The organism is Sphingomonas sp. CCH5-D11 (genome assembly GCF_001557395.1).
In the GTDB taxonomy this organism is placed as follows: domain Bacteria; phylum Pseudomonadota; class Alphaproteobacteria; order Sphingomonadales; family Sphingomonadaceae; genus Sphingomonas.
On the sequence record NZ_LSKH01000207.1, the window covers coordinates 1 to 13588 of the forward strand.

Consider the following 13588-nt stretch of genomic DNA (forward strand, 5'->3'; position numbering starts at 1 on the left):
CTGGCGGGTGTCAGGTCCTTCCACGAAGCCGTGCCGCCACCGGCCGCGCCGTCTGCGACGGTCATCAGCGTATAGTTTTTGGCGCGAAGGTTCGTGCGGACGATCCAGCGACCGTCCATATGATCCGCCTGGTAGCGCAGCTCACGCTTGCGCGGCGCAAGGGTCTGGAACGTCGCAGGCGTGGTCGCGGGGGCGCAGCGTTGCTCGTCGCTGACGGTGGACTGGACGACGATGCAGATGAAGCGATCATCGCTGGTGCGCGTGATCCCCATCTGGAAGGTGTCGTCCTTCTCCTCGTACAGCGTCCTGTCCTGCTGCACCGGCGTGCCCAGGACATGCGCCATCACCTTGTAGCCACGGAGCGTCGTGGGATCCTTGGCGACGTACAGGATCGTGCGATTGTCGCCGGCCCAAACGATGTTGGGTTCCGCATTGGTGATCGTGTCGGCCAGGAGCTGCCCGGTCGCGAGGTCCTTCACCTTCACCGTATATTGCCGGCGGCCGACCAGGTCCTCGGCATAAGCGACCAGGCGGTTGTCCGGGCTGACCGCCCAATCCGACAGCGCGAAGAAGCTGTGCCCCTTGGCCATGGCCGGCTGGTCGAACATCAGTTCCGCCGGCGCATCGCGATCGCCCTTGCGACGCTCGATCACCGGATAGTCGGCCCCGGTGTCGAAGCGGGTCTGATACCAATAGCCGTTCTTCCGATAGGGAACGGAGCTGTCATCCTGTTTGATGTGGCTCACCGTCTCCTGGTACAATGTGTCCTGAAGCGGCTTCAGCGTGGCGAGCTGCGCGTCGGCATAGGCGTTCTCGGCTTGCAGATAGGCCAGCATGTCCGGATTCTTGCGCGTGTCGTCGCGCAGCCAGTAATATTCGTCGTTGCGGATGCCGTTGGGGGATTTCACCTCATGCGGCTTCTTGGCCGCGCGCGGCGCGCCTGGCGTGCCCTGCGCCGCTGCCCCGGTGGAAAGGGCGAGGGCCACGCCCGCCAGCAACATCTTGCGCATACTCACCCCGCTCCCGTTCAATCTGTCGTTGCGAGTGATACGACAGGAGGAGCGGGACGCAAGGTGCGCCGCGTAGCAAGTGGCGCCGGTTGCGATGTTTTCAGCCGCGCTTGCGCGCCTGCCGGTACGTGCCGAGGATGCGGACCCATTTCGTCTGGAAGCCCAATTCCTCCAGCGCGCGGTCGACATTCTCGTCGCCCGGCTTGCCCTCGATGTCGCAGTAGAAGTCGGTCGCCGCGAAAGTGCCGCCCCGCTGGTAGCTTTCCAGCTTCGTCATGTTGACGCCATTGGTGGCGAAGCCGCCCAGCGCCTTGTAGAGCGCGGCGGGGACGTTCTTCACCTCAAAGATGAAGGTGGTCATCCACGGCCCCTCGCCCGCCGCCGGGCGGCCGCCGCGCGCGAGGACCACGAAGCGGGTCATGTTGTGGTCCGCGTCCGCAATGTCGGTGGCAAGCAGGTTCAGGCCATAGATCCCCGCGGCAGCCGGCGGGGCGAGCGCGGCAATGCCGGCATCCGCCTGTTCCGCCACCAGCGCGGCGGCACCGGCAGTGTCGGGGTAGGACACGGGGCGGATATCGTGCGCCTTCAGCCAGTGGCGGCACTGCCCCAGCGCCTGCGGGTGGCTCATCGCCTCGCGCACGGCGTCGCGGCTGCCCACGCCCATCAGGGCATGGCGGATCGGCAGGAAGTGCTCGCCGGTGATCACCAGCCCCGATTCGGGCAGCAGGAAGTGGATGTCCGCCACCCGGCCGTGCAGCGAATTCTCGATCGGGATCATCGCCCGGTCCGCCGTCCCCCGCTTCACCGCATCGATCGCATCCTCGAAGGAAAAGCACGGCAGCGGCAGGGCTTCGGGAAAGGCTTCGCTCACCGCGACATGGCTGTTGGCGCCCGGCGCGCCCTGGAACGCAACGGTGCGTTCGGGCGCTTGGGAGGCGGCGGCGATCATGTCGGCAACGATCGGACGGGCGGGCGCGGCGAAATTTTCCATCGATCTGCCCGCTAAGCGACGATCATCTTCGTCTCAAGCGCTTGCCGACCGTTGACGGCTTTTCTATGGACGCACGACTTTGGAGGGGTAACCGCACGACATGGATGATCGGACCAACACGATTGCAGGCTGGGTTCTTGCTGCCTGCGGCGCCGCGCTTGGGCTGTCGATCGTCGGCGGCATGGTCTTCCACTCGGGCGAGGTCGAGAAGCCGGGTTACGCCATTGAGGCCGCTGAGGAAGAAGGCGGCGGGGCTGCCGCCGAAGTGCCGATCGCATCGCTGCTCGGCACCGCCGATCCCGCCAAGGGCGCGGACGTGTTCAAGAAGTGCGCCGCCTGCCACACCGCCACGCAGGGTGGCGCGGCCGGTATCGGCCCGAACCTGTATGCGACGCTGGGCAAGCCGGTCGCCGGCCATGCGGGCTTCGCCTATACGGATGCGCTGAAGAAGGTCGGCGGCACCTGGGACTTCGAGAAGATGAACGCCTGGCTCACCAGCCCGCGCAAGTTCGCACCGGGCACGAAGATGACCTTCGCCGGCCTGTCGAACCCGCAGGATCGCGCTAATCTCCTCGCCTATCTCAACCAGCAGGGCTCCAATCTGCCGCTGCCCGCCGCGCCTGCGGCTGGTGCGCCGGCGGCGACCGAGGGCGGCAATGCGGTCGAGGGTGGCGGCGGGGCCGCGCCGGGCGCGGCGAATGCCGTGGATGCCGTGGAAAAGGACGTGCGTGGCCAGACCGGCGACATCGCCAACACCGCCACGCCGGCCAGCGGCGCGCCTTCGGTGGATCCGGCGGCGCAGAAGCAGACCGGTCGCTGATCGCTTCCTCCCGGGCCCGTCCGCGCCGCGGCGCGCCGGGCCGGGGATCATAGATGTCAGGATAAGACGCTCGCTTTCCTGACGGCACTACCCCCTCTCGCGGCAATGCTTCTCATTGCCGGCATTGAACATCGCGCGGGCGCCAGTAATGGCGCCCCGCCAAGCGCCATCCCGCATGGCGGCTCATCCGGCCACGACAGAGGAGCAGATCGTGGACAAAGGCGCGCCCGCGCTCGGCGTGGATTTCGGCACGACCAATACCGTCGTCGCTCAGGCCGACGGCGCCGGCGACTCGCGATTGGTCGATTTTGCGGGTGAGGCGTCCCACGGGCCGGTGTTCCGTTCCGCCTTGTGCTTCTGGGAAGACGATTCCGGCTGGAACGGCGTGGCGCATGAAGCGGGCCCTTGGGCGATCGAGGAATATCTCGGCTCGCCGCTCGACAGCAGGTTCGTGCAATCGTTCAAGACGGTGGCGGCCAGCGCCACGTTCGAACGCGCGCTGATCTTCGGCAAGCCGTTCCGCTTCGAAGATTTGGGCCAGCGGTTCCTGCGCCGGCTGGTCGGCCATGCCGGCGGCCGGCTGGATGCCCGGCCATCGCGGATCGTGATCGGCCGTCCGGTGCAATATGCCGGCGCCCGCCCCGACGAAGCACTCGCGCGGCAGCGTTACGACGCGATGTTCGACGGGTTTGGCACCAGCATCCACTATGTCTATGAGCCGCTTGGCGCCGCCTACAGCTATGCCGCGCAACTGACCGAGCCAGCGACCATCCTGGTTGCGGATTTTGGCGGCGGCACGACGGACTTCTCGATCGTCCGCGTGGCGGAGCCCGGCACCGCCCGCCGCTGTGTACCGCTGTCCTCCGCCGGCATCGGCATCGCCGGCGATCGCTTCGATCAGCGGCTGATGGACCGGCTGGTCCTGCCACTGATTGGCAAGGGCACGACCTACCGCTCATTCGGCAAGCTGCTGGACATACCCGGCGGCTATTTCGCCGATTTCGCCGATTGGTCGCGGCTTGCCCTGATGCGCAATCGTCGCACCCTTGAGGAATTGCGCCGGCTACAGCGCGACGCCAGCGATCCCAAGGCCGTCGGGCGCATGATCGCGCTGATCGAGAACGAACAGGGTTTTCCGCTCTATGACGCAGTCGGGCGGGTGAAGCGGGAATTGTCGCAGGCCGAGGAAGCGTTTTTCCGCTTCGAGGGCGGTGGGGTCTCGATCGCCGCACCGGTCACCCGCGCCGACTTTGAACAATGGATCGCGGCCGACCTGCGCCGCATCGAGGAAACGATGGAGACGGCGCTCGACCGGGCCGGGATGGATCCGCGCGCGATCGACCAGGTGTTCCTGACGGGCGGGTCGTCGCTGATCCCGGCAATCCGCGCGATCTTCGAACGCCGGTTCGGCGGTGAGCGGATCGCATCGGGAAATGAGCTGACGTCGATCGCGCATGGGCTGGCATTGATCGGCGAGCAGTCGGACGTTGCGGAATGGAGCGTCTGATCCCGCTTACCAGAAGCGTTCGGCCTTGATCAGCGAGCGATGCGCCTTCGCGGCGTCCGCGATCAGCGCCTCGCGGCGATCCGGCGAGCAGGCTTGTTCGTCGAGATCAAACCGCTTCAGTAGCGCCGGCGCGGTGGCAAGGTCGTTCAGTTCGCCCAGGTCCTCCTGAAGCGCGGCCAGCCGCTTGCGAAACGCTTTGTAGCGCCGCCGGGCCTTCTTGCCCGTGAACAGGCTTTCGAAGAACTCCGCGACATAACGCAGCTTTTTGGCGAGAATGCGAACGCGATGCCGCTGCTCATCGTCCAGCGTGTCGAGATCCTGCCCACGCTTCTTAAGCCGGCGACGTAGTCGGCGGAGCGAGGCGGCGGCGAAATCTTCGGCCGGCTGCTCGACCAAGGCCGGATCGACCGGACGTACGCGCCACTCACCAACCGTGATCCAGGCAACCAGGTCGATCATCAGGTCGCGCGTCCGCTGCGTATCGAGCGTGGCCAAGGCAGCGGCATAGGCCTGCTCGCGGGCGGTGTGGATCGCGGGGTCGGCGTTGGGGCCCAGCCGTCCCACCAGTACGTCGAGATCGCGTGCCTCGCCAAGCGCATGGGCCAGCCGGCGTAGCTCCGCCGCGAAATGGTCGAAGCGGTCATCGGCGAGCACGGGCTTGAAGATCGACAGCGCGGACCGCAGCCGTCGCAGCGCGACCCGCGCCTGATGCAGGGCATCCGGCTGCGGGTTCTTGCGCAGCGCGTCTTCGTTGAGGCGAAACTGGCGCAGGCATGAACCGGCAATTGCGGCGAACGCCTGTGCGACACTCGCTCCTTCGTCCAGTTCGACGCGCTCTGCCTTGGCCGGCAGGTGCAGCAGGTTTTCCGCCAGGCGATAACCGCGCTCTGCCTTTGTCAGCACGCCAAGGCGCAGCGGCACCTCGCGGCCTAGGTCCCGCGCGAGCGCGAACAATGCCGCGGGGTCGCCGCTCATCAACTCGGCTTCGATCTCGGCCACCGCGGCGTGGCGGTCTTCTACGGAAACCGTCCCCTCGTCCGCGACCAGCTCGATCGCGGTACCGGAGCGCTCGATCTCCCAGCTATGGCGCCGGACGGCGATGGTGAACACGGGACGCAGGCGAACGGGGGCGCTGTCGCCCACCACGCCATGCAGCGGTGCGAGGTCGTCCATGTCGGGGCCAGGCCCCGCAATCTCCCGCTCCCATTCCGCGCGGGCGAAGATGCCGGCCGTGGCAGGGCCGCCGGCCTTGATGGTCTGGATGTGGCGCTCGCCGATCCGGCGCACCCGCAGCGAGACGCCAGCGGCGCGCAGATCCGCATCGGGCGTATCGAAATAGGTGGTGAACTGCTCCCGTTCCGACCCGGCGCTGCCGGTCAGCATCGCCGATTGGCGCAGCGACGCGGCCGCATTGGCATCAGTCTCCAGCTTCAGCTCGATTTCGGTCGGTTGCTCGCCGGCTGCGCTTCTGGTCATGCACAGACAATCGCCGGGAACCGGCTTTGATCCACAAGGGCGCCAGCGCGCCTTACCGGGGCAGCGGCTTGTCCGGCAGTTCCAGCCAGTCTGTCGGGGCGAGCCCGTACAGCATGTCGAAGAATTCCAGCTGAAGCCGCGCGGCGACATGCCGGTTGCTGTTCCACAGCATCACGATGCCGCTGTGATCGGCCGGGTCGAACAGGATCAGTGATCCATATCCGTCGACCGAGCCGCGATGTCCGACCAGGCTGTGGCCGGCATAATGGTAGCTGCGCCAGCCCAGGCCATAAGCCGCGTCGGTGAGCGCGCGATCCATCGCCGCGCGCGGGCCGTGCGGCGGCGTGTCGACGCGCGGGCGGTGCATCGCTTCCAGCAGCGGCTGCGGCAGCACCGTCGGCGCGGCTCCCATTTGGGCCAGCATCCAGCGTGTGAGATCGCGGACGGATGAATTCACCCCGCCGGCGGCGGGGACTCGATAGTAATAATCGTTCACGCTCACTGGCCTGCGCGCCATGTGATGGGGCTTGGCCCAGCTCGCCGCTGCCTCCAGCCCAGCACGGCCTACGCTGGCGTTGCTCATGCCCAATGGGGTGAACAGTCGTGCGCGCGCGGCGGTGGCATAATCCTGACCCGTCGTTCGCTCCACGATCTCCGACGCCGCGTCAAAGGCGATATTCTGATAGGCGTAGCAGGTACCCGGCTTGCAGAACGGGGGCAGGGTGCCAAGCTCCGCACGGATCGCCTTGGGATCGGCGCCCGCCTCCAGCCGGTCGTCCCAGGCATTGCGGACCAGCCCCAGCCGATGGGACAGCAGGTCCGCCACCGTGGCGTTGTGCGTGTCACCGGGCAGGGTGAGGGTGGTGCCCATGGCGGACAGCGGCGCGTCCAGCGACAGGCGGTTCTCGCCCGCCAGCTTGGTGACCAGGGCCGATGCCACGCCCTTGGACAGCGATGCCCAGCGGAACACCGTGTCCGGCGTGACCGGATCGCCCGATCCCGCCTGCGTCTCGCCATAGCCGCGGATGAAGCGCAGCCGGCCGCGCTCCACCGTGGCGACGGCAAGGCCGACCATGTTCGGCTCCTGCATCAGCCGCGCGATCCGCCGGTCGAGCTGCTGGTAATTCACGCGCGGCGGGTCTGCGCGGGTCACGGGCAGCGGGCGCATCTTGGACGTGATGGGATCCGCGGTGTCCGCCGGCTGCCTGGACGTAAACGCCAGGGTTGATCCCACGCCGGCGAGCAGCGCCAGGGCGGCGATGACGGTAATCCTGTTTCCACTCCGCGGCTTCTTCCACGTACCGTGCATCGAATTTCCTGATTGGAATGCTGTCGAACCGACCGAAGGCCGCGGCAACGCCATTCCACCCAAAACAGGCCGCGTCGAGCCGGAAGCGGTACGTAGGCGGCCGATTCTCGCCCGGCCGAGTGTTGCCCGCGGCCGGCGAAAGCATGGCGGTTCAGGCGTTTAGGGCGTTGGTTTGCCCCTCGGCGGCGGGTTGCGGACCGGTCGGTTGATCCGGGTCGGCCGGATTAACCCTTTCTCCTGCGCCAGTTTCTGCTAACGAGCGCCGGCATGGCAGGAGCTAAGATTCCCAACTTCGGCGAACGCGCAACCGCGTCCCGAGAAGCAAAGCAGCGCGCACTGGAAAAACTGCGCAACAAACCGGCGCTTGATCCGGAGGCAGCAGCAGCCCGCGCCGCCGCGCTCGAGGCGCGTGAGACGGCAGCGGCTGAGCGTCGTGCGGCGCACCGCGCTGCGATCGAGAGCGAGAAGGCAGCCCGGGCGGAAGCGCGCGCCAAGGCCCAGGCCGAAGCCGATGCGGAGGCGGAGCGACTCGCCGCCGCCCGTCGTGCCGCTCCGATCAAGGTGCCGACGCCGGCGGAGCTGAAGGCCGCGCGCGACGCACGTTACGCTGCACGCAAGGCGCGCCAGCGCGGGTGACCCCGCGGGAGCTGATCGGCATCGCGGAGGTCCCGGGCGGACCGCCACTGCGGCTGTTCCGGCGCGGCGCCGACTTCATGATCGTGCTCGATCGCAACGAGCTGATGAGCACGCGGATGAGCGGCTCTGAAGTCGCGCTTGGCACCATGACATGCGATCGGCTCGCGGGGCATCCCACGCCCCGGCTGCTGATCGGTGGCTATGGCATGGGCTTCACGCTGCGTGCCGTTCTCGATCGACTCGGCCCGGACGCGCGAATCACGGTGGCCGAGCTGGTGCCCGGCATTATCGAATGGGCGCGCGGCCCGATGGCCGATCTCACCGCCGGATGCCTCGACGATCCGCGCGTCACGCTGGAAATGGGCGACGTCGGGGAGGCGATCCGGCGCGCCGCCGGCAGCTATGATGCGATCATGCTGGACGTGGATAACGGCCCGGATGGCCTGACCCGTCCGGCCAATGACGGCATCTACTCCACCCGCGGCCTCGCCGCGGCCAAGCACGCGCTGAAGCCCGGCGGCGTTCTGGCCGTCTGGTCGGCCGCGCCCGATCCCGTCTTCGCGCGCCGGCTGTCGCAGGCCGGCTTTGGCGTGGACGAGGTGCGCGTGCGCGCGCGCGACAATGGCAAGGGCGCCACGCATATCATCTGGTTCGCACGCCGGTCCTGACCGGTGCCGCATCCCCGGTCGGGAACTCTCTGCCGCTCCCATGCTTGGACATGGGAGAGACGGAGATGGACCTGCAATAGTGAAATTCAGCGGATCAGAGGTGGTCGATGGCCGGACGCTGGCCTGAGCGGCTATGGATCGTGCGGCATGGTGAAAGTGCCGGCAACGTCGCGCGACAGGCGGCATACAGCGCCGGGGAACATCGCATCGCCTTGACGGCGCGTGACGTGGATGTGCCTCTTTCCCCGCGCGGCGAGGCTCAGGCGTCCGCGCTGGGATCATGGTTTGCGGCACAGGCGCCCAACGAACGGCCGGAGGTGTTGCTCGCTTCTCCTTATGTGCGCGCCCGTGAGACGGCGCGGCTCTTTCGCGCTGCCGGCGGCGCGGCCGATGACGAGCCGATCTGCCTTGATGAGCGGCTGCGCGAAAAGGAGTTCGGCATCCTCGACGGGCTGACGACGCGGGGGATCGCCGCGATCCAGCCGGATCAGGCGGAGTTCCGCCGGCTGCTGGGCAAATTCTATCACCGGCCCCCTGGCGGCGAGAGCTGGTGCGATGTGATCCTTCGGCTCCGCGCGTTGATGGACACGGTCGCCCTGCATCATGCCGGACAGAGGGTGATGATTGTCGCGCATCAGGTGGTGGTGCTGTGCCTGCGCTATGTCATTGAGAACATGACCGAGGAGGAGATTATCGCGATCGACCGTACCGGCGAGGTCGCGAATTGCTCGGTCACCGAATATCGCTTCGATCCGACGCTTGGCGCATCCGGCAAGCTGGCGCTGGTGCGGTACAATGATGTGCGGGCGGTGGATACGAGCAGCGTGGCCGTTACTGCGGAGCCCGATGCCGCGGCGGTGCGGCGGTGATTCCGCTGGATGCCGCCTGGCGGGCAACCCACCCCATCAAGGCAATCGACGCAGGCACGGACAAGGACGCGCGCGGCCGCCTGCTGGTGGTCGGCGGATCTGCGCACGTGCCTGGCGCCATCGCCCTGACTGGGGAGGCAGCCCTTCGGGTGGGTGCAGGGAAGATCCAGCTCGCAACGATCGGGTCGGCGGCGATCCCCTTGGGCGTGCGCTTTCCCGAGGCGCGGGTTCTGGCGCTGCCGGAGGATGCGGCCGGCGAAATTGCGGACGATCCGCCGCAGCCGCTGGAACAGGCGCTCGCCCGCGTCGACGTCGCCCTCATCGGCCCGGGAATGACCGACAAGGCGGCGGCTGCTCGCCTCGTCAGCCGCGTGGCACAAGGGCCGGTGGAGGTCCCCGTGATCCTCGATGCCGCAGCAGTCGCATGCCTCCATGGCATGGAGGCGGTGCTTGAGCCACTACGCGGACGACTCGTCATGACGCCTCACCCCGGCGAGATGGCTGGCCTGCTCGGCTGTGACGAACATGAGGTGCGCAGCGACCTTCAACGCCACGCAGGCGATGTGGCGCGACGGTTCGGCGCAGTCGTTGTGCTCAAGGACGCGCAATCTGTGATTGCGCCCGCCAGCGGCGACCTGCTCCAATATGCCGGTGGCGGGCCGGGGCTGGGCACTGGCGGCTCCGGCGACGTGCTGGTCGGCGCCATCGGTGGCCTCGTCGCGCGTGGCCTGCCGCTGTTCGACGCGGCCGCCTGGGGCGTTTGGCTGCACGGCGAAGCGGGTCGGACGCTGGCGATGCGCAGCGGCCCGGTCGGCTTTCTGGCGCGCGAACTGCCGCCCTTGCTGTCCGGATTGCTTCCGCGCTGATTCGGCAGACGGAAGACGAGTTTTCCCGGTCGCTCCTGCGCCTGCAGGTGATCCGTTAAAAGCGGGCGGGATGCAAACGGATCGGGATGAGTTCCGCGAGCGGCCGCCAGCCGAGCCGCGCGATCACATCGTTGCTTTCCCGCGCATGTCGGCCCCGCGCCCGATCAAGCGACCAAGTGATGTGGAAAGTACCCTCATCTTCCCTGACGCATGTCGCGCCGATCCGCACCACGAGCGCCTGCACGCCTTCACGATCGTCGATTTCCCCGATAATCTCGCCGCGCTGGTCAAGCGGCAGGGGCGTGTTGGCGTCCGTGCCCGATCGAAGCGTCACATGATCGGCAACCACGTCCGGGAACAGGGGTGGAAAGCGGGCAAGAAGGCTGGCGCGATCGATCCGGTCGAGTTTCCAGCCAGTGACCAGGCGGCCGGGCGTTTGTTCTTGCGAGAAGGTCGGATGCATGTTCATCGGACAACCCCTTCGCCGGTTCCGAAGCTGCCCTCCCTGCAGCTGCCGAGTTTGACCCGATCGGCCCCCCGGCTGCCGGACCGACAATGGTCAAAGAGGGAGGGGCCGCTTGAGCGGCGCCCTCCCGATCGTGTCAGAGCAGGTCACCGCCGCAGGCTGCGGCAGTCGTGCCGTCCCGCTCGAACGCCTTGATGACGTTGCGCCCCACCGTCCAGCGATGCACCTCGTCCGGACCATCCACCAGGCGCTGCGAGCGGATGTGGGTGTACCATGCGGCAAGCGGCGTATCGAGGCTGAAGCCGAGCGCGCCGTGCAGCTGGATCGCCGTGTCCACCACCTGATGCACCATATTGGCCAGGAATATCTTGGCGATCGAGTTTTCCTGGCGGATGTCCGCCCCTTTTTCCGCCTTATAGGCGATGTGGAGCAGCATAAGCCGCGCCTTGTAGATCTCCGCGGCGCAATCGGCGAGCATCCACTGAACGCCCTGCCGCTCCTTCAGCAGCTTGCCGAATGTCTCACGCTTCACGACATGCGCCGTCGCCAGATCGAGCGCGCGCTGTGCCATCGAGACATTGTGCATGCCGTGACGCAGGCGGCCGTAGGCGAGGCGATGCTGGCCCATGTTGAAGCCGTTGCCCTCTCCGCCCAGCAGATCTTCGGCCGGAACGACCAGATCCTTGATCTCGACCTCGGAATGGCCGCCGCCCAGCACCTCGCTTAACGGGCCGTGCACCGCCATGGTCTCGATATCGCGGACGATGCGATAGCCGGGGTTCGGCAGCTCGACGATAAACGTCGAATAACGCTGATGTCGCGGCGCGTCGGGATCGGTCATCGCCATGACGAGCGCGATGTCTGCAACGCTCGCGGCGGAGGAGAACCACTTCTCCCCGTTCAGCACATAATTCTCGTTGCCGTCCTTCACCGCCCGGGTCTGCATGCCGGTGGCGTCGGCGCCCGCAGCTTTCTCCGTCATGGAATAGCAGATGCGCTTTTCGCCATTGAGCAGTGGCTTGAGGTACTTTTCCTTCTGATGCTCGGTGCCGTGCGCCAGCAAGGTCATCATGGTGGCATCGTCTGGCCCTTGCGTGTTCATCGACAAGGCGCCGAGATGGCTTTCACCGAGCTCCATCTGGACAAGCGCGTTAGCCAGCGGCCCAAGGCCCATGCCGCCATATTCCTTAGGGATGAAGGGGCACCACAGCCCTTGCGCCCGCGCCTTGGCGCGAAGCTCGCCCAGCACGGTCTTGTAATCCTCGCCGGCGACAAGCCGCTGTTCGGCCGGCTTGCACTCGTCCTGTACCCATTGGCGAACCTTGGCGCGGATCGCCTTGGCGTCTTCCGGAATTTCAAAGTCGATCGACATGCGGCATCCTTTCCTGGGGTGTGTCGTCGCCGTCGCCGACGATCAGTTCTTCAGCGCCTCTGCGGCCTTGTTGAGATCCGGCGCGTTCGGCGAACGCATCGCGACGCCGCCTTCCTGGCCTGCCTTGAGGGCGGCGGCCGCGCCTTCATGCGACATGATCTTCGAGAGCACCGCCTGGCCGGCGCGCTCGAACGATTCGCGGTGGTCGATCACGTATTGGCGTGAGGTGCGATACCCTTCGAGCAGCCCGTGGATCTCCGGAATGACGTAGCGGGCGACCAGATCCCAGCTGCGCATGGTGTTCTCGCGATTGGCCCAATCGTGCGCGAAACCGAGCACCGTTCCAAAGCCGCCAGCGGAGGCGTGCAGCTTGCGGATCGCCGCGACGAGGTCGTCGGGCGTGCCGATCACGGCGGCGGCGCCGTCAACGAAGGCCGTCTGATCCACGGCGTGATCCGGAGACGTGAAGGGCTGGGCACCGGGGCGCATCAGCGTGCCCACCGTATATTCATTGTGCCATTTCATCAGCCCGGCACCGGCCTGCGCCCGTGCCTCTTCGCGCGTTTCGGCGATATGCCACGACATCAGCACCCGCCAGTCGTCACGACGCACCGTATTGCCCGACTTCGCTGCCGCATCTTCCGCAAAGCTCCATTGCGTCGGCAGCGCGGCGAGCCCGGCCTCGGAATTCGATCCGATCGAGAGCGCGCCGATGCCGTATTTGCCCGCCAGCGTCATGCCCGACGGGCTGATCGACGAGGCGACGACGAAGGGCATCTCTTCCTGCAATGGGAACAGCTGCAGCCGCGCGTCGCGCAGGGTGAACCAATCGCTCTCGTGCGTCACGCGCTCGCCGGCAAACAGGCGCCGGATCACGCCGATCGCCTCGTCCTGCCGGTCGCGCTGGGTCATCGGATCGATGCCGAGCATATAAGCGTCCGACGGCAATGCTCCCGGGCCGGTGCCGAATATCACGCGGCCACGCGTCATATGGTCAAGCTGCACAATGCGCTGCGCGACGTTGAAGGGGTGATGGTACGGAAGAGAGACGACGCCGGTGCCCAGCCGGATACGCTGGGTCTGCTCACCAACGGCGGCCAGGAACAGTTCGGGCGAGGCGATCACTTCCCAGCCTGTCGAATGGTGTTCGCCGACCCAGAATTCGTCAAAGCCAAGTTCGTCCAGATGCTTCGCCAGCTGAATATCGCTGCGCATCTGGAGCATGGGGTGCTCACCGATGGGATGGTGAGGGGCGATGAACGCGCCGAACTTCAATCGAGCCATGAAAGCCTCCGTGATCAATCCATGAAGACGTCACGGTCCGGCAAAGGAACGCGCACGCGCTCCATGATCGAACACCCCAACATCCTCTCCCATGTGCCGTGAAGACACTCCGCCTGGCTCCTGTCACCCGGAACGGCGCGGATCCTTGTCGTTAGGGAAAGCTGTCATGGCCAAGGGTTGTTTTGTCAATACGAGCGGACGCGCTCCGCGAGCAAAAATAAGCCAAACGGCTTATGTTGCTTGTCGCTGTCGGCTGAAAGCTTGAAAAACAGAGGCCAAGCGTTCCGTTAGCGAAGGGGGCAGGGCGTTGCTTC

12 protein-coding genes and 1 pseudogene are annotated in these 13588 nt (G+C 66.6%); 6 read left to right on the plus strand and 7 right to left on the minus strand.

The window, feature by feature from the left end; genetic code table 11:
- Positions 1-1010: pseudogene (locus tag AX702_RS12740) on the minus strand (S9 family peptidase); the annotation flags it as partial.
- A 100-nt stretch (positions 1011-1110) separates the two neighbouring features.
- Positions 1111-2001, minus strand: a complete 891-nt coding sequence (locus AX702_RS12745; RefSeq protein ID WP_066780137.1) for a prephenate dehydratase — start codon at positions 1999-2001, stop codon at positions 1111-1113.
- Between the two features lie 100 nt (positions 2002-2101).
- Between AX702_RS12745 and AX702_RS12750 the strand changes: the two genes are divergently transcribed.
- On the plus strand, positions 2102-2821 hold the full coding sequence (locus AX702_RS12750) for a c-type cytochrome (RefSeq protein ID WP_066780139.1): 720 nt from the start codon (positions 2102-2104) through the stop codon (positions 2819-2821).
- A gap of 211 nt (positions 2822-3032) precedes the next feature.
- Positions 3033-4328, plus strand: a complete 1296-nt coding sequence (locus AX702_RS12755; RefSeq protein ID WP_231731843.1) for an Hsp70 family protein — start codon at positions 3033-3035, stop codon at positions 4326-4328.
- A gap of 6 nt (positions 4329-4334) precedes the next feature.
- Here AX702_RS12755 and AX702_RS12760 read toward each other — a convergent pair whose 3' ends face one another.
- Positions 4335-5804 carry a CYTH and CHAD domain-containing protein gene (locus AX702_RS12760; RefSeq protein WP_066780142.1) on the minus strand — a complete coding sequence of 490 codons (1470 nt, stop codon included), beginning with the start codon at positions 5802-5804 and terminating at the stop codon, positions 4335-4337.
- Positions 5805-5856: 52 nt separating this feature from the next.
- Positions 5857-7113 carry a serine hydrolase domain-containing protein gene (locus tag AX702_RS12765; RefSeq protein WP_066780143.1) on the minus strand — a complete coding sequence of 419 codons (1257 nt, stop codon included), beginning with the start codon at positions 7111-7113 and terminating at the stop codon, positions 5857-5859.
- Positions 7114-7380: 267 nt separating this feature from the next.
- On the opposite strand from AX702_RS12765, the gene AX702_RS12770 reads away from it, so the two are divergent.
- From AX702_RS12770 to AX702_RS12785, 4 genes are all read left to right on the plus strand, one after another.
- Complete coding sequence (locus AX702_RS12770; protein WP_066780144.1) at positions 7381-7749, plus strand: DUF6481 family protein; 369 nt, start codon at positions 7381-7383, stop codon at positions 7747-7749.
- Positions 7746-8417, plus strand: coding sequence for a spermidine synthase (locus tag AX702_RS12775; protein WP_066780145.1), 672 nt, complete (start codon positions 7746-7748; stop codon positions 8415-8417). The genes AX702_RS12770 and AX702_RS12775 overlap by 4 nt, the downstream gene beginning before the upstream one ends.
- 107 nt (positions 8418-8524) lie before the next feature.
- Positions 8525-9286, plus strand: a complete 762-nt coding sequence (locus tag AX702_RS12780) for a histidine phosphatase family protein (protein WP_066780146.1) — start codon at positions 8525-8527, stop codon at positions 9284-9286.
- Positions 9283-10152: an NAD(P)H-hydrate dehydratase gene (locus tag AX702_RS12785; protein WP_066780147.1), complete on the plus strand. Its 870-nt coding sequence runs from the start codon at positions 9283-9285 to the stop codon at positions 10150-10152. The genes AX702_RS12780 and AX702_RS12785 overlap by 4 nt, the downstream gene beginning before the upstream one ends.
- Positions 10153-10207: 55 nt before the next feature.
- On the opposite strand, the gene AX702_RS12790 is transcribed toward AX702_RS12785, so the two are convergent.
- From AX702_RS12790 to AX702_RS12800, 3 genes are all read right to left on the minus strand, one after another.
- On the minus strand, positions 10208-10621 hold the full coding sequence (locus AX702_RS12790) for a hypothetical protein (RefSeq protein WP_231731844.1): 414 nt from the start codon (positions 10619-10621) through the stop codon (positions 10208-10210).
- Positions 10622-10754: 133 nt separating this feature from the next.
- Positions 10755-11990, minus strand: coding sequence for an acyl-CoA dehydrogenase family protein (locus AX702_RS12795; protein WP_066780148.1), 1236 nt, complete (start codon positions 11988-11990; stop codon positions 10755-10757).
- Positions 11991-12032: 42 nt separating this feature from the next.
- Positions 12033-13274, minus strand: coding sequence for an LLM class flavin-dependent oxidoreductase (locus AX702_RS12800; protein WP_066780183.1), 1242 nt, complete (start codon positions 13272-13274; stop codon positions 12033-12035).
- Positions 13275-13588: the final 314 nt, after the last annotated feature.